The 26,144-nt window shown below is 61.6% G+C and carries 25 protein-coding genes and 1 pseudogene; 8 read left to right on the top strand and 18 right to left on the bottom strand.

Annotation, left to right across the window (positions count from 1 at the left end):
• Positions 1 to 887: hypothetical protein (locus tag EN994_RS00595; RefSeq protein ID WP_127307367.1), on the bottom strand; the 887-nt coding region annotated here is incomplete at its 3' end.
• Positions 888 to 1,789: 902 nt separating this feature from the next.
• Here EN994_RS00595 and EN994_RS00585 point away from each other — a divergent pair.
• Genes EN994_RS00585 through EN994_RS00570 form a run of 4 tightly spaced genes read left to right on the top strand, consistent with a single transcriptional unit; the run spans position 1,790 to position 4,744 of the window.
• A complete protein-coding gene (locus EN994_RS00585) occupies positions 1,790 to 2,086 on the top strand; it encodes a DUF2604 domain-containing protein (RefSeq protein ID WP_024505654.1) in 297 nt (98 codons plus the stop codon).
• Complete coding sequence (locus EN994_RS00580) at positions 2,079 to 2,696, top strand: putative metal-binding protein (RefSeq protein WP_024505653.1); 618 nt, start codon at positions 2,079 to 2,081, stop codon at positions 2,694 to 2,696. Before EN994_RS00585 ends, EN994_RS00580 begins: the two co-directional genes overlap by 8 nt.
• A complete protein-coding gene (locus EN994_RS00575; RefSeq protein WP_024505652.1) occupies positions 2,693 to 3,181 on the top strand; it encodes a Mov34/MPN/PAD-1 family protein in 489 nt (162 codons plus the stop codon). The genes EN994_RS00580 and EN994_RS00575 overlap by 4 nt, the downstream gene beginning before the upstream one ends.
• A gap of 3 nt (positions 3,182 to 3,184) precedes the next feature.
• The gene (locus tag EN994_RS00570) at positions 3,185 to 4,744 is read left to right on the top strand and encodes an E2 ligase fold family C protein (protein WP_127307366.1); all 1,560 of its coding nucleotides are present in this window, start codon (positions 3,185 to 3,187) and stop codon (positions 4,742 to 4,744) included.
• 206 nt (positions 4,745 to 4,950) lie between these two features.
• On the opposite strand, the gene EN994_RS00565 is transcribed toward EN994_RS00570, so the two are convergent.
• The 7 genes from EN994_RS00565 to EN994_RS00535 form a co-directional block, all read right to left on the bottom strand.
• A complete protein-coding gene (locus tag EN994_RS00565) occupies positions 4,951 to 7,419 on the bottom strand; it encodes a S8 family peptidase (protein WP_127307365.1) in 2,469 nt (822 codons plus the stop codon).
• A gap of 17 nt (positions 7,420 to 7,436) precedes the next feature.
• On the bottom strand, positions 7,437 to 8,423 hold the full coding sequence (locus EN994_RS00560; RefSeq protein ID WP_024505649.1) for an ATP-binding protein: 987 nt from the start codon (positions 8,421 to 8,423) through the stop codon (positions 7,437 to 7,439).
• Positions 8,424 to 8,778: 355 nt separating this feature from the next.
• Positions 8,779 to 10,749, bottom strand: coding sequence for a relaxase/mobilization nuclease RlxS (gene rlxS / locus EN994_RS00555; protein ID WP_063169238.1), 1,971 nt, complete (start codon positions 10,747 to 10,749; stop codon positions 8,779 to 8,781).
• A 178-nt stretch (positions 10,750 to 10,927) separates the two neighbouring features.
• On the bottom strand, positions 10,928 to 11,611 hold the full coding sequence (locus EN994_RS00550) for a lytic transglycosylase domain-containing protein (RefSeq protein ID WP_024505647.1): 684 nt from the start codon (positions 11,609 to 11,611) through the stop codon (positions 10,928 to 10,930).
• Positions 11,599 to 12,147: a S26 family signal peptidase gene (locus EN994_RS00545; RefSeq protein ID WP_024505646.1), complete on the bottom strand. Its 549-nt coding sequence runs from the start codon at positions 12,145 to 12,147 to the stop codon at positions 11,599 to 11,601. Before EN994_RS00545 ends, EN994_RS00550 begins: the two co-directional genes overlap by 13 nt.
• Positions 12,144 to 12,413 carry a helix-turn-helix domain-containing protein gene (locus EN994_RS00540; RefSeq protein ID WP_024505645.1) on the bottom strand — a complete coding sequence of 90 codons (270 nt, stop codon included), beginning with the start codon at positions 12,411 to 12,413 and terminating at the stop codon, positions 12,144 to 12,146. Before EN994_RS00540 ends, EN994_RS00545 begins: the two co-directional genes overlap by 4 nt.
• A 181-nt stretch (positions 12,414 to 12,594) precedes the next feature.
• Positions 12,595 to 12,918, bottom strand: coding sequence for a DUF736 domain-containing protein (locus EN994_RS00535; RefSeq protein ID WP_024505644.1), 324 nt, complete (start codon positions 12,916 to 12,918; stop codon positions 12,595 to 12,597).
• Positions 12,919 to 14,338: 1,420 nt separating this feature from the next.
• Between EN994_RS00535 and groES the strand changes: the two are divergent.
• Both groES and groL read left to right on the top strand, forming a co-directional pair.
• A pseudogene (gene groES, locus EN994_RS00530) lies at positions 14,339 to 14,632 on the top strand (co-chaperone GroES); the annotation flags it as partial.
• A gap of 65 nt (positions 14,633 to 14,697) precedes the next feature.
• A complete protein-coding gene (gene groL, locus EN994_RS00525) occupies positions 14,698 to 16,353 on the top strand; it encodes a chaperonin GroEL (protein WP_013532389.1) in 1,656 nt (551 codons plus the stop codon).
• 157 nt (positions 16,354 to 16,510) lie between these two features.
• Here groL and EN994_RS00520 read toward each other — a convergent pair whose 3' ends face one another.
• From EN994_RS00520 to EN994_RS00510, 3 genes are all read right to left on the bottom strand, one after another.
• Positions 16,511 to 17,512 (bottom strand): zincin-like metallopeptidase domain-containing protein, encoded by a 1,002-nt coding sequence (locus tag EN994_RS00520; RefSeq protein ID WP_063169241.1) that lies wholly within the window; start codon positions 17,510 to 17,512, stop codon positions 16,511 to 16,513.
• A gap of 732 nt (positions 17,513 to 18,244) precedes the next feature.
• A complete protein-coding gene (locus tag EN994_RS35825; RefSeq protein WP_224570942.1) occupies positions 18,245 to 18,529 on the bottom strand; it encodes a thioredoxin domain-containing protein in 285 nt (94 codons plus the stop codon).
• A gap of 171 nt (positions 18,530 to 18,700) precedes the next feature.
• Positions 18,701 to 19,915, bottom strand: coding sequence for a cation:dicarboxylase symporter family transporter (locus EN994_RS00510; RefSeq protein ID WP_210326676.1), 1,215 nt, complete (start codon positions 19,913 to 19,915; stop codon positions 18,701 to 18,703).
• 706 nt (positions 19,916 to 20,621) lie between these two features.
• On the opposite strand from EN994_RS00510, the gene EN994_RS00505 reads away from it, so the two are divergent.
• Positions 20,622 to 21,011, top strand: coding sequence for a hypothetical protein (locus EN994_RS00505; RefSeq protein WP_024505560.1), 390 nt, complete (start codon positions 20,622 to 20,624; stop codon positions 21,009 to 21,011).
• A gap of 189 nt (positions 21,012 to 21,200) precedes the next feature.
• Here the strand turns inward: EN994_RS00505 and EN994_RS00500 are convergent, their stop codons facing one another.
• The 3 genes from EN994_RS00500 to EN994_RS00495 form a co-directional block, all read right to left on the bottom strand.
• A complete protein-coding gene (locus tag EN994_RS00500; RefSeq protein ID WP_063169243.1) occupies positions 21,201 to 21,446 on the bottom strand; it encodes a hypothetical protein in 246 nt (81 codons plus the stop codon).
• A gap of 174 nt (positions 21,447 to 21,620) precedes the next feature.
• Positions 21,621 to 21,755, bottom strand: a complete 135-nt coding sequence (locus EN994_RS36640; RefSeq protein WP_256754986.1) for a hypothetical protein — start codon at positions 21,753 to 21,755, stop codon at positions 21,621 to 21,623.
• Positions 21,748 to 22,218 (bottom strand): hypothetical protein, encoded by a 471-nt coding sequence (locus tag EN994_RS00495; RefSeq protein WP_224570941.1) that lies wholly within the window; start codon positions 22,216 to 22,218, stop codon positions 21,748 to 21,750. The genes EN994_RS36640 and EN994_RS00495 overlap by 8 nt, the downstream gene beginning before the upstream one ends.
• Positions 22,219 to 22,817: 599 nt before the next feature.
• Here EN994_RS00495 and EN994_RS35820 point away from each other — a divergent pair.
• Positions 22,818 to 23,066, top strand: coding sequence for a DUF6074 family protein (locus tag EN994_RS35820; RefSeq protein WP_063169245.1), 249 nt, complete (start codon positions 22,818 to 22,820; stop codon positions 23,064 to 23,066).
• Between the two features lie 365 nt (positions 23,067 to 23,431).
• On the opposite strand, the gene EN994_RS00485 is transcribed toward EN994_RS35820, so the two are convergent.
• The 4 genes from EN994_RS00485 to EN994_RS00470 form a co-directional block, all read right to left on the bottom strand.
• Positions 23,432 to 24,064 (bottom strand): acyl-homoserine-lactone synthase, encoded by a 633-nt coding sequence (locus tag EN994_RS00485; RefSeq protein ID WP_063169246.1) that lies wholly within the window; start codon positions 24,062 to 24,064, stop codon positions 23,432 to 23,434.
• Positions 24,065 to 24,156: 92 nt separating this feature from the next.
• Entirely contained in the window at positions 24,157 to 24,876 is a 720-nt protein-coding gene (locus EN994_RS00480) for a LuxR family transcriptional regulator (RefSeq protein WP_063169247.1), read from the bottom strand.
• Positions 24,877 to 24,974: 98 nt separating this feature from the next.
• Positions 24,975 to 25,883, bottom strand: coding sequence for a pantoate--beta-alanine ligase (gene panC, locus EN994_RS00475; RefSeq protein ID WP_063169248.1), 909 nt, complete (start codon positions 25,881 to 25,883; stop codon positions 24,975 to 24,977).
• The coding region (locus tag EN994_RS00470; protein WP_206530359.1) for a 3-methyl-2-oxobutanoate hydroxymethyltransferase at positions 25,880 to 26,144 on the bottom strand (265 nt) is incomplete at its 5' end. The genes EN994_RS00470 and panC, both read right to left, overlap by 4 nt.

Raw genomic sequence — 26,144 nt, 5'->3', positions numbered from 1 at the left:
TTCCCGCGCCGTGGGGACCGTTGATCGAGGCGATAGCGGCTGGTCGAAGTCTGGTAGTACTGCGCGCGGATCGCCGCCATCGCCTCGATCAACGGTCCCCACGGCGCGGGAAAGCATTCTTCCGCCATCACCCGGTGCAGCATGCGCGTATGGCCGGCCAACTCGTCGTTGAGGAACTCAACCACAGGCATAGCCGGATAGCGCTGCAGAAGCAGGATCGCCGCGTTATCGCCGGCCGACCTGTCCTTGTCGCGTCCATGCAGATCGTTCTGCAGGCGCCCTATCACTGAGATGAGCCGCAGGACCTGGCGAAACGCTGGACGCGCGCGCAAGGTCGCCATGTCCAGCCCCCACAGCAGCGACAGGCAACAGAACACGGTCCCGTAAGCGATCGAATCGATGCCGTTGTGCAGGTACTCGGCGTAAGACCAGCGTCGCGCCCCTGCCGCCTGCGCGTGTCCGGCGCGCAGCGCCGCGCAGTAGCACCGGGTATAGTCGAGAAGCCGAGCATAGTCGTGACGATCGTAAGCGAGCGCAGCCAGCGAAGCGCGCAGCTGAGCGCAGCCCTCGAATCCGGAGAGCACGCACGGTACGCCGTGCCCCAGCGCCTGCTCCAGGGCGGCGAGCTGCTCCGGCGCGATCAGGCCAACGTCGTTGCAATCGTCTAGCCAGAACAGCAGCGCCAGTTCGCGATAGAACGCCACGATCAGCGTTTCGTCCTGCGGATCGCGGCCGGTGCGGGCGCTGGTGTCGCGCAGGCTCGGGTGAATGCGTTGCAGGATATACTGGCCGCCCCTTACCGCTTCCTCAGCATGCTCATCCGCGAAACCGGTCAGGGCACGCCCCCACTCAAGCACCTGCTGCAGCGCGCGTTCGGTCTGGATCATGGCGCCGCCCCTGCTCCCTCGGCTACGACGCGCCGCCCACAACGAAGCGCCAGCCACAACCCGGCGAGACCGCATCTCCGCGCCATAACGGCGATCGCGAAGTTATCGATCCGATTGCCAGTTGCTGATGCAAGCTCTTGTGAACGGCCGTTAGGACCGGCCCGCAGCCTCGCCGGCAGTATCGAGCAATCCGCTTGCGCCGGCTCGCCATAGCAGGCGAGGACGGCAAGGTCGCCGGCGGCAAACGCACGCGAGCACATTGCAAGCGACATCCGCGAACGCGGCGCCGACTGGTCAGCCTCCGCCTCGGTGCCCGCATATGTCCGCGAGTCGAGCAGCGCCTTCGCCACGAAATGAGCAGAACGCCTTACGAGCATCGACCGCCGGCTGCTGCGCATGCGCGATGATGAGGCATGGTCTCGCAGCGGACCCGTTCCGACAGATGCTGCACCAGGGACGAGGCGACCTTATCCAACAAGGCACCACTTGCGCTGTTTGTGGAGACGAGCGTCGGCTGCATCCATGCGGCTGCTTGAGTGGTGAAGACTCTGAACGACGGTTCCTACGGCGCTGCCGGCGCAATCGGCTGCTTGGGGGACGCGTGACGCAGTCAAAGCTCCCCTTGCCAAGCACGGAGCAGGCGAGTGAGAGAGCAGATGAATAGGCGTGTCGCCAATATTTTTGCATTGCTCTAATCGATTATAGTTGTGAGGAGCAATTTGAGACCATTTACTTGCGGCTCAAGTCACCCATAAAAGAAGGCAAGCACCGATTCGGTAGCTTATCCCCTGTCTTTCGCGTACTCGCGGCCGTGGCGCCGGGTGAACGATTGAAGACCGCCGGTCTCACTCGCAGGTGGGCGCCAGGGCGTGGGGCGGTTGGCAAGCCACAGGAGTAGGACAATGTCGAAGGATTCGGGTAAGGGCGATAATCACGGCGGCGGACCGGGCAAGATCGAGATCACGGTGGTGGTGAACGGCCAGCCCACGCAGGTCGAAGCCAATCCCAACCAGCCGCTTCACGTCATTCGTACCAAAGCCCTTGAGAACACGCAGAATGTCGCCCAACCAGCCGAGAATTGGGAATTCAAGGATGAGGCCGGCAACTTGCTCGATGTCGACAAGAAGCTTGGCGACTTCGGTTTCCCGAATACTGTGACCCTGTTCCTCAGCCTGAAGGCGGGCGTCGCAGGTGCCTAAACACCAAAGTGTGGATCCGGAGGTCTCCCGAGCGAAGTTTGATCGGGAGATCGGCCGGTTCCGGCCATATGCTGATGTCTATCGGGCTCAGGGCTGCTTCTTGATCGAGGCGACCTTTCCGCGCGCTTTCTTCATTTTCGCCAGCCCCAAGTTAAAGCCACGGGTGGTCAGCGCAGCGAGCGAGGTCGACTTCACCGACTACGACTTAAGACCACCGTCCGTGGTCTTCGTCGATCCGTTTACGCGTCATCCGATTGCCCGGAAAGATCTATACCTGAAAATGCTTAGACGTCCGCCGCTGCCCGGAACGCCGCCGGAGATGATAGGAGCTCTCATCCAGCAGAACGCCGTGCCGCTGACGGACTTCATCCAGGCCAACAGTCCCGAGGACGAACCATTCCTGTGCATGGCGGGCGTCCGGGAATACCACGACAATCCAGCCCATTCAGGTGATCCATGGCTGCTTCATCGGGGTTCTGGCGAAGGCTGTTTGGCCTTCATCCTGGACAAGATCATCAAGTACGGAATCGTTCCTATAGAGCAGTTGCAGATTCAACTCCAACCGACAATCGTAGGAATGGTGGTATCCCCTCAGGCGATACAAGAATGACTGGTTTGAGAGATGTAACGATCGTGACTCTCCCGCGCGGCTGCATCTCGACCACGCATGGGCATCTGCGCTCAGTTGGTCGCGAGGGCAATGAGGGGATGGCGCTCTGGGTCGGCGTTCAGCAAGAGCGGCACTTTGCCGTAACAGAGACGGTTATCCCGGCGCAGCGTCACATTCGGACAAACGATGGCGTTTGCGTGATCGTTGCGGCCGAAGAACTGCACCGGCTCAATGTCTGGCTCTACAAAAGCGGCCTGAAACTCTTGGCCCAGATTCACAGCCATCCGGGCCGCGCCTACCATTCGACGACGGACGACGCTTATGCGGTTGCTACCACGGTTGGGTGTCTGTCGCTGGTAGTGCCGAATTTCGCCCGCGAGCCTTTCGATTTTGCTCGGGTCGCCGCCTATCGGCTTGACGAAAAGGCCAAATGGAATGCGCTCCCTCCCGCGGCACTGTCGCGAATGATCATGATATCGAGTTGAACAATGGCATTCGCTAACTTCATCGATCGCGCCGCCACGGCGGCATCTCAGGTGCTGGCCGATTTTCAGCTGGGAGACTTCAAAGCAGCTCTTGAAAAGCAGGTCGTGGCAGTCGCCTTCGACCATCAGGCCGCTTCCTGCGCCGAAGGCCAGGCGACACTAGATCTTGCGGTGAGATTGCTCGCTAGGCTCTACCCGGTTCTGGCGATACTCCCGCTGGACAGCGCGGCGAGCTCTCAAGCCCAAGCGCTGGAGCGCTTGGCAAAGTCGATCAATCCAAAAGTCGGCATCCGGCGTTCCGGCAAGTCTGCCACCGTCTGCGTCGTTGCAGGGGTAACGCGCCCATCACTCCGGTGCCCGATCTTTTTCGTGGGATCGGACGGTTGGGCGGCAAAGCTGTCGCGTACGGACCCGGTGGGCTCTGGCCCAAGTCTGCTGCCTTATGGAGCTGGCGCCGCCAGTTGCTTCGGCGCCGCCAACGTCTTTCGAACTATCTTCGCTGCCCAGTTGACCGGCGCCGAGTTGGACGAAACCATCGACCTCTCGCTATGCAGCTACGACAAGACCAAAGCCGGAGAGCCTGGCCCGATCGACTTCCCAGTCGACCTTGGCGAAACCCACCTCGTTGGGCTCGGTGCGATAGGCCATGGCTCGCTTTGGGCGCTAGCGAGACAACCCGATCTCAAAGGTCGTCTGCATGTAATCGATCACGAAGCGATCGAACTCTCAAACCTGCAGCGCTACGCATTGGCTGGCCAGGCGGAGATTGGTATGTCCAAAGCGGTTCTTGCAGCCACCGCCCTTAGATCGACTGCCCTTGAGGTCGAGGCGCACCCTCTGACGTGGGCAGAATATGTTGCGCGCCGGGGCAATTGGGTCTTCGACCAAGTGGGTGTGGCGCTTGACACCGCCGCCGACCGTCTGGCTGTCCAAGGTGCACTGCCGCGATGGATCGCAAACGCTTGGACGCAGGAGCACGATCTCGGTATCTCCCGGCATGGTTTCGATGACGGCCAGGCTTGCCTTTGTTGCATGTACCTGCCATCCGGAAAATCCAAGGACGAGCACCAGCTGATTGCCGAGGAACTCGGAATACCGGAAGCACACGAGCAGGTGAAAACGCTCCTGCAGACCAATGCCGGAGTTCCCAACGACTTTGTAGTTCGCGTGGCTACAGCGATGGCTGTGCCGTTTGAACCGCTAGCCCCGTTTGTCGGCCAGCCCCTGCGCTCCTTTTATCAGCAGGCTATCTGCGGCGGTCTGGTGTTCCAGCTTAGCGAAGGAAGTCGCCGCGTTCGAACTGTGGTTCCGATGGCCTTTCAGTCGGTGCTTGCCGGGATTATGCTTGCCGCGGATTTGGTCAAACATAGTGCGGGGTTTCCCATGAGCCCGACGACGAGCACTCGGGTGAATCTTCTGCGCCCCCTTGGCTCTCACTTGCACGATCCGAAGGCCAAGGACTCCAGCGGCCGCTGCATCTGTAGCGACGACGATTTCATTGCCGCTTACAGGCGCAAATACGGCGAGCGCGTTGATCAGGTAAGCGATGTCTCGGCCGCCTAAACAGACGCGCACCTCTCCGTAGACGCAGGGGGCGCGGCTTGTGGGCGTGACCATGGGCGCCATTATCACACGCTTGGCCCGCTCCTTTGCCGGCCTATCGTCCTCCGCGCATGATCCCTGTTGCCGACGTGATGATCCAGCACCAGCCGCCATGGCACCAGAGGCTGGTCAAACCTCCGTTGTTGGCCGATTTGGACAGTGCTGCATCAGGTCTCGACCGACGTCTCGACAGTCAGGGCTGCTTCGACGGGTGTGAAGATGTCAACATCGACCCCAGGCGCCCGCATCGTCACAATCAGGGCGTACCGAGCCAGAGCGTCGACGCGTTCCAGGTAAGGCTTCTCCTTCCACCAGCCCCCGACCGGGAACACGCCGATCGCATCACGCTCGGCGAGATCGGCGGCGCTGCCCGACCAGAAATCGGCGTGCAACGAGCCGCGATCGCGGAAGGTGCCGAGCAGCCACTCTTCTCCGCCTCCAGCAGGCGCCCCTTCCTCCTCGTCCCGAGCGGCCTGATTGATGCGGGCTCGGAATTCGTCGACTGTCTCGGTCGCTGACTTTACTCTGAACCGAAGACCATGGGACGCGTAACGATGCCGGCGGGTCCATCCGCGTTCACCGGGGTTGGGTTCGATGAAATAGGACAGCGTGACGCGGAGCTCGACCTGGGCAGCGCCGAGCGCCGCGAGCTGCTCCTTCGGCCAAGGCAGGCGATGCAGCTTCATGTCACGCGTTTTGGCAGCCGCGCCGCCCTCGCGCTGGAAAGGCTGAAGCTCATCTTCAACGATAAGCGTGAGGTCGTTCACCGTTGACAGAAGCGCGCGCCCAAGATCTGGCACGCCGTAACCATAGCGCCGCACGAGCGCCTGGATCTCGCCCTTCGCTCCGTTGCACGCATCGATGCGTGCGCGCATCGCCGGAGTCCATTCGGCCGAGTGGACGATCAGGGCGCGAACCGTTTCAGGCCACAGCTCGGGGCGCGCTGATAGAATTAGTCCCGCCATCCGTGCGGCATGGGCCGTTGCCGCGCTCGTATCTCCGAGGGTGGTGAAGTGGCGCAGTTCGGGTCGATAGAAAGTGGTCAATATCTGCAGATCGTCGATCGGCTCGCCAGGCAACACACCGTCATGGGCGAGATTGCCGCCTTCGAAGACGACCTCGGGCTTCACCGGCCACTGCCTGTCCCAAACGACCGAAGTGCGACTGCGCGGCGAGAGCTCGCCGACCGGCGCGATCGGAGCGTAGCCCGCAAAGTCGGTGTCAATGATATCGACCTTTTCTGTGAAAGCGCCGACCGTCAGCGCATTCCAGGCCTGAGAAGGATCATCGACTGCTTCCAGATCGTTGCGCGTCAAATGCTCGGCCGGCATGAGGTCATCGCCGATGTTGCCGGCAGAGAGAACGATCAAGCGTCGCTGCTCCTCTTCGAAACAGAGTTGGTCGATAGCGGCAGACCACGATGTGGGCCTTCCACGCGCCGGACTGGCGCTTGTCACAGCCATTGCGATCGCGCGGCGGCGCTCCGGCGCCTGCACCTCGGCGCGGGCGATCGCTTCCGCGGTGATCGAGCCATAGAGTTCTGGATCGTTTGCCTCGTCTTCTGGCGGAAGGATACGGACACTCTCCAGCCGAAAGGGCAATGGAACTGGATCGCCTCCGACCAGGAGCGGGACCAGATCACCGTGCAGGCCGACACCTGCCATTCGCGTCCCGTGGCCGCTCCACGCAGGTGTGTCGTCGCTGCCCCATGCCGGTTTGACGGTGTGCCAGTCTTCAACGGCAAGTGCGGGTTCGATCAACGGGTGGGTGCGACGTACGCCGCTGTCGAGAATGCAGACCGCAATATCGGATTGAGGCGGTCTGACGCGCCCGAGAAGCTCGTCGCTCCAGTCCCTTTGCTCCGCGCCGCCAAGGCCCATGAAGAAGGACGGCGTATCCTTCGCGCGCCGCAGCTCGGCGACGACATCGCTGTGCGCAATCATGCGGTCGAGCATTGCCGTGCTGGCGAGTGCCAGCATGACCACCCGCTCCGGAAACCTGACCGCATGCGTGCGCAAAGTGATGTTCAGGGCTTCGGCAATGTGCTCGAAGTTCTCGCGGCGACCGTCGCGCAGCCAGACTTCCCACCACACCTGCTCGTCAGCGGCCTGGGGGAAGAGGTCGTCGTGGTCGGTAAACAACGATCGTGCAGTCGCCAGCCTGACTGTCTCCATGCGGGAGACGAGCGGCTCGTTGCGCGGTCTGCCGCGGTCAGTGTCAACGTCTCGATACGCCTCGACTTTCCGCAAATAATAGGCTTGCGCGCTTTGCGGCAGGAACACCGACGCTGTGATGGGAGCACCGGGTTGAGTTGGCTCATGGACGGCGACCAGCTCCATGTGCTGGCGACGATCGGCCAACTGGTCGAGGGCCGCCCGTCCGGACATGGGCAGATCGATCTCGAGGTAAAAGCCAGGCGTGCCGACCGACAGCTGGGGGTCACGCGCCGCAATCTGCTGGCGTGCACTTTCGACCGCTTGTTCGATGGATTGCGTCAAGGCCGCAGCATGCGACGCCCGATCACGCGCCGGCAGCGGCGGTGCATGTATAAGTTGGTTGGGCCGCCGATAGGCTTCCCGAATGCCGTTGTTGCGAAGGTGGATATGGGCGCGGTCGCGCGGAAAATCGTCTGCCATTATGATCTGTGCTGTCGCTACTCAGACAGCGAAGCCTGCCGGCGTTCCTTCAGAGCGTCGATGAGCGCTTCCGAGGTGATCCGCTTCCCCCCCCGCAATATGATGGTTTTTGCAGCGTCGTCGGCCGCGCGGGTGATCTCGGCCTGCGACAGTCTCTCTGCCTGAGAGATCGCCTCGTTCCAGGCAAGCCCTCTGGTGTCGAAGCGGTCGAGTCGAGCCCGAAGCAGCGCCTCGATAATCGGCCGATCGGGCACGGCGTATTCGATGACATCGTCGAAACGGCGGAACAAAGCTCTGTCGAGCAGCTCGGGATGATTTGTTGCCGCAATAATCAGGCTGTGGCTGTCGTCTTGCTCGAGAAACTGCAGAAACGAATTCAGCACGCGCCGAATCTCGCCAACATCCTGGCGTTCGCCTCGACGCGCGCCGATGGCATCGAATTCGTCAAAGAAGTAGACGCCCCGCGTCGCCTGCATTGCATCAAAAACAAGCCGCAGCTTTCCGGCAGTCTCTCCCATGAACTTGGTGATCAAACCATCGAGGACGATCATGAAAAGGGGCAGATGAAGCTCCCCGGCCAATGCCGATGCGGTCATCGTCTTGCCTGATCCTGGCGGGCCGACCAGAAGCAGTTTGCGACGGGGAACAAGCCCGTGCTCGCGCAAGCTTGCTTGTTGGCGCTGCTCTCCCAGCACGCGGTGCAGGCGCGAGCGCAGACTGTCCGGCAAAATCATGTCCGTCAGTCGCAGGTCCGGATAGCGCACATGCAGGAGGCCTGCGAGTTCGCCCTTTGGCTGAAAAAGGGGAACCGGCCGACTGCTCTTGGCAATCCGGGCGTCCCTGCTCTTGGCTGCGTCGACCAGATCCTTGAGCTCCTGAGCAAGCTTGCCATGGCCTTGACGTGCCTCATGCGCAGCAAGCTGCATCGCGATAGAGAGGAAACGATCCTCGTCGCCGGCAATGTGGCTTTTAAGCAGCGTCACGATATGGCGGGCCGTGGTCATGGCTCTCTTCTGGGGTATCCGTTTACTTGGCGAAGCGCATGCAACCTAAACGCTTTCAACGGCGATTTGTAACGCGCAATGGTGTTTTTTCTCTTGTCGATGTTCGCCCGTGGCAACTTCAGCGGTGAACTGTTGCGCCGCGGTCATAGGCCAGCCGGAATAACGCCGGCCAGCAGACAACAGTCCGCATCTTCGAGCGCTCGAAGTCTGGCCACTCACGCAGCGTGTCGGGTCCGAACGCTCCAAAGCCGCCCCGCCTGGCAGGTCCATGCGACCGATTGCGGGCGTGCGGCCATAAGGTCTACGCGGGCTCGCATGGCTGCCCGCGCCGCTGGCTAAAAAGCTGTACACCATCTCACGAAACACCAGGTCCGCTCCTTTGCCGGCCGACGGTCCATGAAATCCCCTCCCCACTCACGACACCGGAGACCTCCTTGCCCACATGGCGCTCAAGCACCGGCCGCCATGGCACCAGCGTGAACTCGCGCGACTTTTCAACGACGGCATATTTTCCGCTGGCAAGCTCGACGGAGCGGCGGAGCGTACCCTCTACTCGTCCTCCGAATCGCGCTTCGGCATAGGGCAGGCCAAGTTCCTCCGACAGTTGGCCAGCAACACGGTTCAGTTCTCGCTGGCGCAGGATCGAAAGCATGTTGGCTCGATAGACGATCCCATCCTGTTCTTTATGCGCGAGGCCTTGCGCGATCAGCCACTGCCGCCGGCGAGCTTGCGCCTCTCTCACGTCGCGGCCGAAGCCGGATCCGTGCAAAGGCTCGGGTCTATCGGCAACCAGCTCCCGGTCGAGCCAGGTGGCGCCGTTGAAGCTGACCTGTCGCTCCAGCGCCATTGAGGAGAGCTTGTCGGCAACGACAGGCTCGGCCCTGGCCCGCTGGCCCTCATAATTCGCGACGCGATCGAGATGGTCCGGCGCGATGAGCCAGGTGCCGTTCGGCTCTCGCTCAACGCCGCCGGTCGCGCGGCGGATCGCCTCCAGCCGCCGCACATGCGTTCGCGCAAAGCTCTCGGTGGCGGATGGGTCATGCTTCAGGTGCATATCGACGTCGTAACGGCCGCCATGCGCGGCGGCGATTTCGGCGATGGTACGATCGACCTGCCTCGGCTCGGTGTTCCTTGGCGCGACACGCACGATGCAGCCATTAGGCATCGTTTCCATCGCCTCGCCTCTACCGATGTTGATCCAATGGCTCTTACCGTCGACGGCGTCGACGATCATGTAATGGCGGTCATTGATCTCGTCGGCCAGTCCACGCGCGACAACGCGACCGACGAGAGACTGGACGGGCTCGCCGGATCGATCGTGGATCACCCAGTCGGCGGCCCTGCGGGCAAGCCCCTTGCCGGTCAGTTCGCGGTGCATGGTCTTGATGATGTCGCCGCGTTCGCCGGTGCGGCGCAGCGTGGCTTCGAGCTCATCGTCGAGGCGCCAGGAGCCAGCGCCGACCTCCGCGGCCAGACCCATCCGCTCGAGCTTGCGCAGCCGTCCCTGGTGCAGCGTCTGGCGAATGGCGTCGGGACCGCCCGGCGAGACCAGGCCGTCATCATCACGCATGCTGAGCAGCCGACGGTCGATGCTGGTGAAGCGTTCCTGCTCCATTTCCCGGCGCAGGCGAAGCTCAATCTCGCGGTCGGTTCGCGGACCGAGATCGAGGCTGACCAGCTCGGCCGCCCGCTCGCGGATGCCAGATGAGATATATTCGCGCGCGATGACCAGGTTCTCGCCACGGTCGTCCCTGCCACGGACGATGATGTGGCTGTGCGGGTGGCCGGTGTTGAAATGATCGACCGCGACCCAGTCGAGCTTCGTGCCGAGGTCTTCCTGCATCTGCGCCATGAGCCGCCGCGTCAGCGCCTTGAGGTCGTCGTACTCGATGCCGTCTTCGGCAGCGACGATGAAGCGGAACTGATGGCGGTCGCCGTCCGCGCGATCGATGAACGCCTTGCCGTCGACGCGGCCGCTGTCGGCGCCGTAGAGCTCGCCAGGTTCACCTTCGCGGGTGACCCCGTCGCGCTGAAGATAGCGTAGATGGGCACGCGCCCCGTCCGCGCCCTTGCCGGCGAGCTTGACGACCCGCGCCTTGACGATCACCCGGCGCTGGCGGAAGGCGGCATACCGGTCGCGCGATTTCAGCAGTGCGGCGGCCGCCCCGCCGCGCCCTGTCCGGCTTCCTGTGAAGCGACCACCGCGTTGCGGCCGGCCGCCAGCCCGGTTGATCGCCGCACGAACCTGGCCGGCATAGCGTTTGCCGGCCTTCGAGCCGCGCGACCCGATTTTGCCGAGCTTCGGCCTGAACTCGTCATCCTTAATGCGAGCCTCCCAGACATATCAAGCAAAATCAGACACTTACACGTCAAACCCTCTTGGCACCGGCGGCAGCCTCCCGGAAAAACGATGTGCAGACAAAGATTTAACCGCCTCCTGGAGGCGGTACCTTTATCTTGCCTTCCGCGCCCAGCCCCGCCAGACGCGCCCCCGTCCGCCATGGCTAACGCACCGGCTCCTTCGGCTGCGCGCCGTCCTTGCCGAGCGGCACGAAGAGATCGCCGTTTCGCACGCCTGAGTGAACACCGTCATGAATGAAGAACAGCGACCGTCCGAGAGGAGCGATTTGCGCCTTTGGAGCGACAGATTGGCTTTCGAACGCCTCGATGTCGGCCGCCGAAACTCCGGCCGCCTTGAGTTGGTCGAGGTACTCGACGGTCTCTTCTGGCAGCGGTTTGCCACGCTTCAAATGCTCGTCGTAGCGCTCGGGACCGGCATTGTAGGCGCCAAACAGGCCAGGAAATCCGAAGCGGTCATACATGGCACTGAGATAGGCCGTGCCGGCCAGGATATTGTCGCGCGGATCGTGGGGGTTAGGCCCAAGGCCGTGTTCGACCCGCATCTCTTCATAGGTGCCGGGCATCACCTGCATGAGGCCCATGGCGCCAGCGGGGGAGGTGATGGGGCGGCCGCCGCGCATTGTCTTGCCGCCGCTTTCGGCAGCCATGACGGCATAGATCCAGGCTTGGGGAATATGGAAGCGCCGGCTTGCTTCCGATACCAACGTCTGCCACTTTCGCAGCTGCGGACTTTGGGAGATGGCGACCGGCTCAGCGCCGGTCGAGGCGGAACAGGCGCATGGCGCAATGGCGATCATGCCCAACAAGAGGAGGGTCACTCGGTCCATAGTGGTACGAGCCTCCCGATGACATTTTGAGTGGGAACAGGCCCGAAATAGCGGCTGTCGAAGGAGCGGTTTTTGTCGCTGCCGAGCAGGAAAACCTCGTTATCCCCGAGCGCTCGGCAGCCGTTCCACCATGGCAAAGGTCGGCCTTCGGCGTCGATTTTGAGCCGGCGCGCGACGATGTCGCCGCCGATGATGATGGCGTCATTGAAGGCGCAGACATTATCGTCCGGCAGCGCTGCAAGACGTTTTGCCAGCGGCACATTGCGAGGCAGATAGCTGCGCTCGGCGGCGAGATACGCCGCGTATTCAGGCGGGCGCACGAGCACGAGATCGCCACGCGCCAGCGCTCCCGCAGCGATGCGGTAAAGGCCGATCGGCGCGCTGGCCGAGGCGTTCCAGACCAGCCAAGGGGCGGGCTTTCCCAGCGCCGTGAAGCCCAAAAGACCGAGACCGGCCGCGGCCAAGGCGACCGTCTTACGGGCTCGAACACGCCTCAGGCGGCTGCCGATCAGATGGATGGAAGGGCGCCGCCTCATGAACGGCCTCCCGTGCCGCCCTGGCCGGAACCGGCCTTGCCATCGCCGGCGATGGAGTGCTGCGGGTGTCCTTTCGACCAATGGTCGAGTTCGTCGATGTGATAGCGGACATAGCGGCCGTGCTTGCGGAATTTCGGGCCGCCGCCCTTGAGCCGCATCTTTTCGAGCGTGCGCTGGGAGAGCCCGATATAGAAGGCGGCTTGGGCTGTGCTGAGAAACGGGCTGCCCTTTTTCGCGCGGGCCGCGCGTTCGTTTTCGTCGTCCATGATGATCCTCGTTTCGCTTCGGACAAGCGAGGGCGAGGATGGGCGAGGGAGATCGTCTCGGGGACGGGCGAAGAGTCGGGGGAGAGTTTTCGCCGCCCTTTAGGGCGGACGGGGTTTGGGTGGAACTCCTGGGAATGAGCCCCGCGCCGGGGCTGCGGCGCGAGGCTCTTATCTCGGCCGGTCAGTCGGCCGGGTTCCAGATGATGGCGTAGGTGTCGTGATCGTCCTGGCCGGCGGCTCGGCCGAGATTGGCGTAGAGCTTGCGCGGTCCGAACTCCGGCGCTGCAATCGACAGGCTCACATAATCCTTGCCGGAAGTCTCGCCGGTGCGGATCCAGCCAGCGCCGACTTCGACCCCTTGCGTAAGCACCCGGAAGTCGGGATGGTTATCGGCGCTCTTGGCCTGGTTGGGGACGATATCGATGTCGGCGCGGACGCTGAGCGTCTTGAACTGGCCCTTGTAGGCGCCGTTTTCCTGCTTGTTGACGTAACCGATCGCGGTCATTTCGAAGTCTCCTTTTGTGGTTTCGCCGGGGACCATCCCCTGCGATGGCGCACCGTAATGGGCGCGTCAGGACCGCCTGAATCCGACAGGGCCGCAGCGACAGTGAAGGACCCGAGCGGGCAGCTTTTTTGTGAGCGAAGCGGCGCGAGGAAGCCGCCGCAGGCGGCGGGGAAAAAAGCTGATGGCGCGAGGGTTTCGGGCGGCCGGACCCGCCCATAGGTCGACAAGCCAGCCGCAGGGATGGTCCTTGGAGAGAGCATGGAGACCGCTCGCCAAGTGCGGTCTGTCAGCCAAGCAGGACGCCGGGATGAAACGGCCTGCAAAGATGCTGCGCCCTTATGCCGGATCGAGATCGTGCCAGCGGGTCGGGCGCCAGAGCAGACATCCGGCATGGTGCGATCTATGAAAGCAGGGCTCGCCAGCGGGAATTTGATACGCGAGGGGGCCAAAGTAAGGCTGGATGAGAAGCCGGTGCTACCTGCAGGTCCAGTGTCATGTGGCGGCGCTCGGGAAACCGCTACGCAATGTAACGCGCTCTTATGAGGCGAACAGACCGGCCCCAAAACCGATCGACCGGTGGTCGGCGCGAAACGCGTCATGCCTGTCCGAAAGCTGACAGTGGCAGAAGACGCATGTCGGGTTCCGCACAATTGACCATGCTGGATTTGTGAGGTTTTCAGGGAGAGCCATGCGTTCACTTCCCAGTGAGCTTTGGCACGGCATTTGCTCTTGATGTGGCAACACGGATCGAAGGTTGACTGCATGCACAAGCGCGAGATGAGCAATGCTCTCCTTTCCTGGAGGCTTGGCAGCAGATTCGATTTGACGTTGCGAGGAGCTTCAGCCGCTCGCGGCGGAAGTGATCTCAAATCTGAAGGCACCGTTGGGGCCGCAGCCATCAAACACATCTTTCTCTTTTTCGCAGCTCGTCTTCAACGCGATGCGGACTTCTTCGCGTCGACGGCGGCCGAAGGTGGAGAAGGGGCTCGACTTGCAAAAAGGAGTTGTCAATGACGTCTTACGTTCGCACCAACAGCCCGGCGCAGGTGCGCTCACTGTCCACCTTTGGCAAGCATCTGCAAAGGAGCGTGCTGACGGCGACGCTGCTTGCCGCGGCTTCGACGGGAAGTGAAGCGCAGCCCTATGTTCGTGCTGACGGCAGCACGACTGACGACTTGGAAGCGGCGCGAGCAAGTTGGCGTCATGACGCCGAATTCAATGGAAATGTGGGGCTCGCAGCCATCAACGCGGATGCCGCGTATGCGTTGGGTTCCACCGGGGAGGGGGCCAGAGCTCCTCGCCTGCCCTCGTCCGTCTTGACGAGTGCCCGCTTACAGCCTACCTCACTATCGCGTTAGCACTCGTCCATCGCGAGTGCTAACAAAAACCCCTCAACAGCGCACCAGGGAAAAATCCGAAAATGGCAAAGTCGAAGTTCCGCCCGCTTCATGACCGCGTGGTCGTTCGCCGGGTCGAATCCGAATCCAAGACCGCTGGCGGGATCATCATCCCCGACACGGCAAAGGAAAAGCCGCAGGAAGGCGAGATCATCGCTGTCGGCTCCGGCGCTCGTGACGAAGCTGGCAAGCTGGTCCCGCTGGACGTCAAGGCCGGCGACCGCATCCTGTTCGGCAAGTGGTCGGGCACGGAAGTCAAGCTCAATGGCGAAGACCTTCTGATCATGAAGGAATCCGACATCATGGGCATCATCGGCTCATATCAGGCCCTTTCGTCAACTGAATTCCCGGGCTCGATTGAAGCCCCTGCCAGGAGCTAAAAATGGCTGCCAAAGACGTAAAATTCTCCCGCGATGCCCGCGAGCGCATGCTGCGCGGTGTCAACATCCTCGCTGACGCGGTGAAGGTCACGCTCGGCCCCAAGGGCCGCAACGTCGTCATCGACAAGTCGTTCGGCGCCCCGCGCATCACCAAGGACGGCGTCACCGTCGCCAAGGAAATCGAGCTTGAAGACAAGTTCGAGAACATGGGCGCGCAGATGGTCCGCGAAGTTGCTTCGAAGACCAACGACATCGCCGGCGACGGCACCACGACCGCGACCGTTCTGGCGCAGTCGATCGTCCAGGAAGGCCACAAGGCCGTTGCCGCCGGCATGAACCCGATGGACCTGAAGCGCGGCATCGATCTGGCCGTGACCGAAGTCGTCTCGGCGCTCGGCAAGGCTGCCAAGAAGATCAAGACCTCCGAGGAAGTTGCCCAGGTCGGCACGATCTCGGCCAATGGCGACGAGTCGGTCGGCAAGATGATCGCGGAAGCGATGCAGAAGGTCGGCAACGAAGGCGTCATCACGGTTGAAGAAGCCAAGACCGCCGAGACCGAACTCGAAGTCGTCGAAGGCATGCAGTTCGACCGCGGCTATCTCTCGCCCTACTTCGTCACCAACGCCGACAAGATGGTTGCCGAGCTCGAGGACGTCTACATCCTCCTGCACGAGAAGAAGCTGTCCAACCTCCAGGCCATGCTGCCGGTTCTCGAAGCCGTCGTGCAGACCTCGAAGCCGCTGCTCATCATCTCGGAAGACGTCGAAGGCGAGGCTCTGGCCACGCTGGTCGTCAACAAGCTGCGTGGCGGCCTGAAGATCGCTGCCGTCAAGGCGCCGGGCTTCGGTGATCGCCGCAAGGCCATGCTGGAAGACATCGCCATCCTCACCGGTGGCCAGGTCATCTCGGAAGACCTCGGCATCAAGCTCGAGAACGTCGGCCTCAACATGCTCGGCCGCGCCAAGAAGGTGTCGATCTCCAAGGAGAACACCACCATCGTCGACGGCGCCGGCAAGAAGGCCGAGATCCAGGGCCGCGTTGCCCAGATCAAGCAGCAGATCGAAGAGACCACTTCGGACTACGACAAGGAGAAGCTGCAGGAACGTCTGGCGAAGCTCGCCGGCGGCGTTGCGGTGATCCGCGTCGGCGGTGCGACGGAAGTCGAAGTCAAGGAAAAGAAGGACCGCGTCGATGACGCCCTCAACGCGACCCGCGCGGCCGTGGAAGAAGGCATCGTTGCTGGTGGTGGCGTCGCGCTGCTGCGCGCTTCGGCCAACATCAAGGCCACCGGCGTCAACGCCGACCAGGCCGCCGGCATCAACATCGTGCGTCGTGCGCTGCAGGCTCCGGCCCGCCAGATCGCGGCCAACGCCGGTGCGGAAGCATCGATCGTTGCCGGCAAGATCCTTGAGAACAAGGGCGCGACCTTCGGCTACAACGCCCAGACCGGCGACTATGGCGACATGATCGCCATGGGTATCGTCGATCCGGTCAAGGTCGTTCGCACCGCTCTCCAGGACGCGGCCTCGGTCGCCGGCCTGCTGGTCACCACCGAAGCCATGATCGCGGAGGCTCCGAAGAAGGAGTCGGCTGGCGGCGGCATGCCTGGCGGCATGGGCGGCGGCGGCATGGGCGGCATGGGCGGCATGGATTTCTAATCCAGCTCTGGCAGCTTTCGCAACGAGAGGGCGGCATCAATGCCGCCCTCTTTTTTTGCGAACCTCGGTCCGATGAACGATCGACGCCAACGCCGGCCATCGGCGTTAGGGCAACCTCAAAAGAACTGTCGAGTTGGTTGCGCGCGGCTTTGCGTCATCAGAGGCGCAAGGCGGTCGCGTGTGAGGATTGCGCGCTCCCATAGGCGGTTTCGGCATGTGCCTCGCCTTCGACATCGACATTGCGGCCAAGCAGGAAATCGGCGGCTTTCGAGGCATGGCTTGCGGCGCGGAAGATGGCGCGGTTGTCCTCGCGCAAAACCGTCAGCCATGAGCCGATGTAGTCGGCATGGCGCACGGTCGGCTCGATGCCGAGACTGCTGCAGATGAAGGCTGATGCGATTTCGGCGACCAGTTCCTCGCGCGCATAGGTGTTGGACCCGAAGGAGCCGGACAGGTCGCGCGCGAGTCGCCTCGGGTGGCCGGTCCAGTGGCCAAGCTCGTGAAAGCAGGTCCGGTAATAGTCGATCTGGTGGAAGAAAGCCGGCTGCGGCGGCACCTGTATGGTGTCGCTGCCGGGCATGTAGAAGGCGCGCTCGCCGCCGACGCGAAAATCAGCGCCGGTTGCATGAATGAGCGCCTCGGCCTGCGGGACCATCTCGCGCTCAGGCAGAGGCTCGCCGGCGGCGTAAAGATGTTCGGGCAGATTATCGCACTGCGCGACATTGAAGACGGTGAAGCGCTTCAGGAAGGGCACCGCCTGCGGTTCGTCGCCATCGGTGTCGGCGCGTTGCTTTTCGTTCTTGGGAACAAAGCGGTCAGCGTGAACGATGGTGGTGCCGTGCTCGCCCTTCCTGACATTGCCGCCAAGCGAAAGCGCCTGCCGGAAGGTGAGCCAGTTCTGGCTGGGGAAACCGCGCTCGATGACCGCGCCCCACAGGATCAGGATATTGATGCCGGAATATCGGCGCTGGGTGGCCGCATTCCGCGGCAGGCCGAGGCCTGTCCTTGCCCTGCCCCACGGCTTGACCCATGGCACGGTGCCGCGCTCCAGTTCGGCAATGATGCGGTCGGTGATTTCCTGATAAAGGCTGGCGCCGGTGCGCCCGCCGCTGTCTGCGCCAGCCTGTCGGCTGCCGCAACGTTTGTTGTTTGCACGCATCGTGATGTCCTCCGCTCTACAATCGCGCGCCCTCCCCGGAAGCGGGGTGGGCGGCAAAAGCGACCGGAAAGGCCCGCCGTCGGAGGCGGACTGCATCAGCAGGACCGGAACGGAGTGGAGGACCCGAAAGCGACAAGCGAAGGGTTGCGGGACGCCGCGGCGGGCCTAGAAGGGAGTGCTGCCCACCCTGCGCCAGGGGGAAGGCCACAATAGAAAGACGCCGGCCGACAGGCCGGCGACCGTCAGCAGCCGAAGGCTGCCCCGCGCCAGGGGGCGATGCCGCAGGGCCAAGACCGCCTGAGCTTGCCGAAGAAAAGCGGGCTCGGTTCACGAGCACCCGGCCAGCGACTTCAGGCGCGGGCGCTCAGGATTGTTGTTGGCGCCCACGGCAGCTGGATGACCGCAACAAGATTACGAGGAGCGACAGCAAAGCCAGCTGCCACAAACGGCACGCTCCGGCAACAACAGCGTGGCCGGTCTACAGATGCTGCCCCGCACGAGAGCCAGCACGCTTTGAGCGCGCATCGGCGATGCAAGCGTTGCAAGCTGGCCATGTCCACAAGGTCGGCGACCACTATATCGCCGACCACCAACGCGGGCGTACCGTCTAAGTGCAGACCTTTCGCGAGTGCGCGGACGCGCGCATTTCATCTGCGATGGCCGGATCTTGCATTCCCGCTTGAGCTGCTCAACGTCAAGGCCTACACGCGCTGCGATCTTGAGAGTGACCCTTCAACTGGGGGAAATCATAAGGGCGCGGTGGAATTCGTCGAACTTTCCCTGTTTTCTCGAGGCGAGTGCGGCGAAGGCTGGGAATTGGGAATCCGGTCCCAGGACCGGGAACTGTTTGATCACAAGCTTCAGATTGGGCTCATGCTTGAAGGCTTTTTGGTAGTTGATATCAGCCAGTCTGCAATGCGGACAGTTGTGGTAGTCATTGAATATGACCAGAACGGCATCGCCTTGCGGGTTGCCGGCGATTGGCGAAGGAGATCGTTGTCGAATGCGCCGCTCCACTTTTGCCTGTCGGTCGACCACGCCTGCCGGTGCAGGTTCGCGCTATATTGGCTCGCCAGCAAGGCGAGGAGTAAAAGAAGAGCTGCGACAGTGATGGCAGTCGGCTTAGACATGAGTCTCCAATCCATGGACGGCGTGGCAGCAACGGCCGCCTTTTTGGTGTAAAATGGGTCAGTTTTGATCGTGCCCCGCAGTTGCTACAGGCGCACAGGTGCCGGTGCGATCTGGCGGTTTCTCAAATACGGCTTTGCGCCATCGGGTCCACCCCAATAGCTGAGCGTCGTTCGCACGGGGAATTGTGTTCACCACGCCGGGCGACTTGACCGTCCACCGCCAGAGCGCTGAACGGTCCGCTAGTGAGGCGCTCCCCGAATCGTCGTTTATCCCGCTCGCCCCGGACCGGGTGACAGCCAGCGTTGCCGCTACGCTGCGGAGAAAAACCGTCAGCGCGTGGCATTCGGACATAAGCTGATCGACGCCAAGAATAAGCCCCACGGAGGTGACCGGTGCGGCCGGAACAAGAAAGAGCGTTGCAGCCATTGTGACGAGGCCTGCACCGGTAATGCGGGTTGTTCCGTTCGAAGGGAACAATGCGACAAACAGCATGAGGATCCGGCAGCCGATCGGGAGATCAGTTTTCGTCGCTTGGGCGATGAAAAGGGCGGCGAGCATCATATTCGTGCCGTCCAGATTGAATGGAATGAGACCCACGACCGAATGCGTGGCGCCGGCCTTTTCCATCTTCTCCATGAGCGAGGCCAGCGCGGCCTCTGAGGAGGACATTGCGAGCAGCAGCTCGTCCTTGATGTATCGGACGAGAGAGAAGAGCGAGCGGCCGTTGTAGCGGCAGACCGCGCCGAACAGGATCGAGAGGAACAGGACCGAGAGGAACAAGACTTGCAGGATGTCGCCTTCCGCGAAGGCACTGGCAATCGTTGACGGGATGATGTTCATCAGGAAGCTGGTCACGGACTGCTCGTGAGCCGTGGCCACATAGCCCTTAACGGCTTCGACATCGAGCGAGGCCGGATCGATGTTGAGGCCGGCGCCAGGCTGAACGATATTCGCGACAATCAGCCCGACAAGGAGTGCTAGCGTCGAGAAGGTAAGGAAATAAACCATCGCCTTGGCGGCAACTCGGCCGACCTTCTGCAGATCGCTCATGCCGGCAATGCCGGTCGCCATTGTCAGGAAGATGACAGGTACGGTGATTATCTTGACGACATCGACGAAGGCATCGCAGAGCGGCTTCAGGCTGTGGCCGGTCTCCAAATGGAAATAGCCGATTGCGGCACCCAGGATTATGGCGGCAAGTACCTGCACGTAGGTCCGGGCAAAATGGCGCTTGCGGGGCGCTAAGATCGCGCGGGGAACTCTTGGAACCAACACCGTCTCTCTCCTTGACCGGATCGGGGTGGGGCTCCTCCCTCTCCCATGCAGTGCTCCGGTCGAACGCTGCGCCCACTTCGGCGCAAACGATGTGCCAAATAGCAAGAGGGGAAAACGCGCAGGACCTCACGCAATGCTTGCGATTCGCTCTCCCACACTCGTGCAGTGGTTGCCTGTCGCAACTATGGAAGGGTCGATTCTGGGAACTCCAAAGGCCGCTCTTTGCGTCGACGCAGCTTGGCTGCCTGGAAGGTTCCCTCTTTGCCTTGCGGTCTGCGAGCTGGGTCCAGATGGTCATCATTTGGCTGCGCGCTGCACGGGGCTCGAAAGATTCAATCGAGGACGGGTCCTCTTGGAAAACGGGGGCAGCGTTGGTCAAGCCCTTCCACCCTGCTGTCCCAATGGTGTTCAGAAGCTCAGTTCACGATCAAGCGATGGATCAGCGTCATCTGGCGTTTGCGCCATCGCGGCGGCGTTGCAACGGGTCTGCCAAAGATGAGCAGGCCGCGAGGCAGGGTCCGAGACCTAGACTCCAACCTCATAGCGCGCTCGGCTCGCGTTCGGAAGGTTCGAACCGCAGCACGATCAGGTGGCGACACCGTTGGTCGGAACCGGAACCCGACGAATGATCGTTCGTGACCGACATCTGTGAACAAGCAGTATGTGTCATTGCAATCACCACCCGTTGCGCGGAAATGCCCATATGGCCGTGAATGAACTGGATTTGGTGATTTTCCAGATGGCGGTGGAAAGCGTCCGCTTGCTCTCTTCAAGCTTTGATGAGAAGGCGGCTGAGATAGCCACGAGGAGCCGTGGTAGCCTTCTTTTTGACGTGCGGGTGGACGGTGACCTGGAGGTCCAGCGAGTCGCAGCCATTGGATATCCAGGCGACAAGATCGGTGTGGTGGCATTGGACCGAGAGGGCCTTGTTAGCTGTTGTTGCCTTGTCAATGGCACCTTCTCACCTTTCATTGCACCGTTGGAGAACTGGACCAGCATGCCCCTTTCGATGCAGGCCCAGATCGATGTCACAGGCTATGCGAGGCTCCTTCTGGCCGCCTTGCGAAATGCTGGACATATGCTGGACAGGTAGCATCGCGATGATGTCTGTGATGAGATGGTGCAAACGGCTGGATGAGGCGATCGCTTGCTGGCAGCTTTGGCAACAAAGCGATCGGTGAGTTCGCAATGCTGGAACACGTCCTTTAGACTCTGCAGTTAAGTTAGCGGACTACCATCTGACGAATGCCCTCTGACAGTCTGCATGGCGCGGCATGCCCTCTTAGGAATGCAGCCGTGGTTCTACACCATCGGCTGTTTTTGTGTCGAAGGCGACGGGCACGCCATGAACGAAGGAAGCGGCCGCCAACAGTTCCTCCAACTCGCGGTCGGTGGCCTTGCATGCCGGCATTAGTGTTCGGATGGCGCGGATCGCCTGCGCCATGGAGAGAAAGCGGACCCTTCCCCTGGAAAGGACATAGGCTTCTGCGGCTTTTTCGACGGTGACGGTGTGAAACGAATTGGTCATGACGAATTCCTCCCTGAACCCTGACCAACCCGACTTATGGCACGAATTCGACCGCCTTCAAGCCTATGTCCGATTGCGGACAATCGCTGCGATTCGTTCAAAACCGCTGATGCTTTTGGGCGACCTGGTGAGGGGCAAGGAGACGTCGGCTGAACCCGTTTCAACCGACATGCTTCAGGCAGCGGCCAGGCCGAAATAACGCTGCTCCTCCTTGTCATAAGCGCCATGTGTGAGCTTTATCAATCCGGCACGGTCGATGATCGTGATCTCGCCGCGCTTGGCGTGCACCAGTCCTCGATACTCAAGCATTTGCAGGGCCGTGGTGACCCCGGGCGGTGGGCGCGAGCATGGTCGCCAGAAATTCATGCGTCGGGAGGATCTTATCTCCTTCCGCACGGTCGTGGACCATCAGCTGCCAGCGGGCCAGCCGTTCTTCGACCTTGGAGTGGCCATTGACCAGTGCCGTCCGGCATGATTGGACGAGGAACGCGTGGGCATAGTCCAGCACTGAGGTGCGAAGCGACGGGCTAATCGCAGGGCGAAGGTTTTCAACCGGCAGGCGCCAGGTAGTGCTTTCCTTTCCGAGAATGACGGCAATTCCTTTCATCCCGTCATAGCCGACAATGCCGACTTCACCTTGCCGCCCGCCGGTCATGGTGGCGACCACCGACGCGATGCCCCTCTCGGGAAAATATACGTTCTTGATCGGCTGATGCGCGACCTCCAACTTGTCCTTGATGCCCGGTTCGACGTGATGCAGCGATGGTCGCAAAAGCGCGAAGTCCTGCGGGGTGAGGGCTTCAGCACCTGGTCGCGAAAGAGGGATCGGGCAAGGCTCTCTTCCAACGGGGCAAGAGCGCGTACGTCTTACTGTCGGCTGCACCGAAGTAAATGCCGGCCGATGCCAAAGCATAGGCTTCGAAACGCGCGATTGCAAAGCCCTGTCGGGGCAGTGCAGTCATGCTAGAAGTCGCGCCGCCTACGATAGGCAGCGGATGACATGATTCCCTTCTGCGGCGGCCACCAAGAACGGCTCGGGCACGCTTTAATCGTTCATACACAAGCTCGCAGGAATGTAAGCAGCGGAACAGTCGGGTGATTCGTACCGCCCTGCCCTTTCAGAGATCAAGTCATTGGACGTCAATTCGGCTGGAACGCCTCGTCGAACGGCCCAGGAAAATGCAGCCGGATGAGCAATGGTGGTTCACCTTATGTGCGGTCCCGGATATGCGGTCCGGCGGCTCATCTCCCAATGGCTTGTCGATGGGGAAGTGGAACTCGTCATGTCGCCGCGAACCGTCACCGCGCTAGCGGGGCTCTTTTGAAGACGCCGGTGTTTTTCTTTGTGGAACTGAATCTGTGAGGTGATTGATGCATGAATCAAACATTTGCGTATTTCCGCTGCATCGGCGACGTATATTGGTCGAAAGTATCGCCCAGGCCCTCGAGACCAAGAACGGCGAGGCGGCGAGCGCGTTCTGGCGCTGTGCCGCCAAGAAAATGCTCATTCAATTGTCCGATGTAGGAATTGCGCCAGAGCTCGCTGCGCAGGAGGTTGGAAGCCTTCTTCATGCGGTCTTGGACGACATGGCCAACCGAACGGTAATGCACAAAGCATAGGCTCGGGCGCTGTTGGACCGCGCGTCAGCTCGGGTCCTTATCGGGGGACTGCTCCGACTGGCCGACGGTCCGGCCAAACCGGCATACCGGCAAAGCTTTGAGGTTGCGATCGCTCACGGCGGCCGGTCCAATATTCTAAGACGACCTCAGAAGCCACGTTGGCTTCTTTGGACGAAGCGGAGGGGCGCCATTTTGGCGTGCTCACGCTGGACTGCGGGTTGCGCCTACGGAAATCCAAAGTCCGGCCGCGCGAGCCAATCGACCGGAACAGTCGAAAGCTCGTGGGGCGGGTCCGCTCACCCTCACGGCGGCAGTGGCAGACGTGAGCAGACTTAACTCAAGTCACGGCTGAGCATCCGCAGGCGCTATGCCGATTGGATGAGAACTGGTTGCCACAACACCGGCCCGTTGAGGCGTCCCCTCCAGCGGATGCGCAAGAGACTGGCGTAGGAAATATCGAGGAAGCCGGCGACTGCCTCGGTGTTGCCGACCTGCTTGGGCTGTCCGATACGTGACAACGGCCAGGTCGCGAGACGAAGGATCCTTTCGATGCGCGTATCTGTCACCGTTACGATCCCGGAGAGATTGTTGGCCAAGCCGAATTCGATGATCCCCGCGAAGAGCTCGTAGGTTGCTTGGGCCAGGCCGCCAGCTGCCTTCGGCGCTGTCGCAGGGAGATCGAGCGCGAAACGACTACTCTCCCAGATATCGGCACTCGCAGGGACCACCATCTCATCCAGCAGCGTCGGAAACGTATCGCGCAACATTGTCGGTCCGGTGGTCGGCAAAAGGCGGACGCAGCCGCAAGTTCGCCAATCGGACCCCTTGAGAAGCAGGTAGACGGGGTTCAGGCTGTCAAACGAGTCCGTTTCCATTTCGCCTTCGGTCTGCACTTCCCAATCGAGCCGCTTCTTGAAAACCCGATACCTAAGTCCGTGCATTTCCTTGAGTTCGCTCGCAAACTCGGCGTAGCAGTCGGGTGTTATCAGCTGCATCATTGTCGTCTCCGTGCGGGATGTGTCCACGCAATCGAAGGGCAAAGCCGTCATGAATGCAGCCTGTAGACCTTTACAGCTAGACTTGGAGAGGATCAGGATCTCGCCCGAGCAGCCATCCGCACTACGGCCTGGTTGATGGTTCGCACGCCAAGCTTCGCCTTGGCGTTTTCCTGATGGAAGGTCACGGTGCGTTTCGAGACACCGAGAATCTGGCTGATATCCCAGGCCGACTTGCCGCACGCCGCCCATTTCAGGCACTCGAACTCCCGCCGGGTGAGCATTATGCCATCTACCACGCAATCTTCGGCGAGCCTGCGCCGGGCATGGATATGAACGTTGATCGCAACCAGTTGCATTGCTTTTTCGTAGCGCGTCAGCGACCTCAGAAATGGCGGATGCGCCTCGTTGGAGGCGAAGGTCAGTGCGGCGAACCGGCCGCGATGATCATGCATCGACATGGTCAGTCCGCCGCGAATGCCGAACTCAGCTGCTTTTTCCAGGACTTCCTGCTGAGAGGTCGGCAAATAACGGTGATCGCGGTCCACACCCCAGTCGAAGGTATCCCAGCCCCGCAGTCCCCGCAGGATCACGGGATCCACGCTGTGGTAGCGCTGTTGCAGGTAATGTGATGTCCATGATGATGGATAATTCGAGATCAATCGCGGCCTGTCGCCGGAAGCGGATGGGTAGGTGAAATAAGCGAAGAGCGGAAAGTCGAACCCGGCTGCGGCGGACGCCATTGCCTCATGGAGATCGACGGCATCGACGCTTGCAGAGAGTTGCTCGACCAAGGTTTCAAATACGCGATGCATCTGCGCTTAGCGTACCTCGCGGAGGTTGCTGGAAGCCGACGGAGACGTGGTTCTAAATGATGGCCTGTCCCTGCAGGGCATACGACGCGCCGCCGTCATCACCGCAATTGCTGTGCTGCTTCCGATTGGAGAGAGCTCCGCCCACCTGACCAACTACCGATGGGTGATATTGCGACGTTATCGATGAGCCGCGTGTCGCCAAGCCAAGCCGCAGCAAGCAAGCGTGCCGGTCGGTCAAGGCTTGCTAACGATTGCAGGTCTGTTTCTCCGCGAAGCTCCAGGTATTCGAGCTCGCGATAGCCGGCAGCCAGAATTGCTGCACGCGCTTCATCAAGCGTAGGCAGGATGGGGGAGCCGCGTGCAAGCCGCTCGGCCGTATCGAGCAGGACCGATGCTAGTTTTGGGGCAATGGCGCGTTGGGCTGGGGAGAGCCGCACGTTACGCGACGATAGCGCAAGACCATCGGCTTCGCGGACTGTCGGACAGGGCACAATAGTGATCGGAATGTCGAGATCCCGGACCAAGCGCCTGACAAGCTGAAGTTGCTGAAAATCCTTTTCGCCAAAAAAGGCGAAGTCAGCGCCGGCCTGCAGGAAGAGCTTGGCCACGACCGTCGCCACGCCATTGAAATGGCCGAGCCGGAATGCGCCGCAAAGGCATTCGCTGATGCCGGACACTGAAACGGCCGTGGCGAAGCCCACCTGGTACATTTCCTCTGTGTCCGGCACATAGAGCAGATGCGTGCCCAGCAGAGCGAGCTTGGCAGCATCGTCGCTTTCCGTCCGAGGGTAGGCAATCAGGTCGGCGGGGCTGTTGAACTGCTTGGGGTTTACGAACAGCGTCACGATCACCCGCTCGGCCCTTTCGAGCGCCTTCCGCACGAGGCTCAGATGCCCGTCGTGCAAGGCTCCCATGGTCGGCACAATACCGATCGTGGCACCCGAGCGACGCCATTGCGCAACGACGCCGCGCAGCTCGCTCACGGTTCGAGCGATCGGCACGCTCATGTGAAGTCACCGGCCTTCAAGGCGTTGACATAGAGATGTTCGACCGCCGGAAAGTGCCGGTTCCGCATATCGGTGGCGTAAGCGGCGATTGCCGCCTCAGCCTGCTCACCGAGCTCGGCATAGCGTTTGACGAACTTCGGCCGAAATGAGGTGAAGAGCCCGAGCATATCGTGGCTCACCAGAATCTGGCCGTCGCAAGCTGGCGAGGCACCGATGCCGATGGTGGGTATGTCGATATCGGCGGTTATCTGCCGTGCAAGC

It is taken from the genome of Mesorhizobium sp. M7A.F.Ca.CA.002.09.1.1 (assembly GCF_003998555.1).
GTDB lineage: Bacteria > Pseudomonadota > Alphaproteobacteria > Rhizobiales > Rhizobiaceae > Mesorhizobium > Mesorhizobium ciceri.
This window is presented reverse-complemented; position numbering and strand designations above follow the sequence as displayed.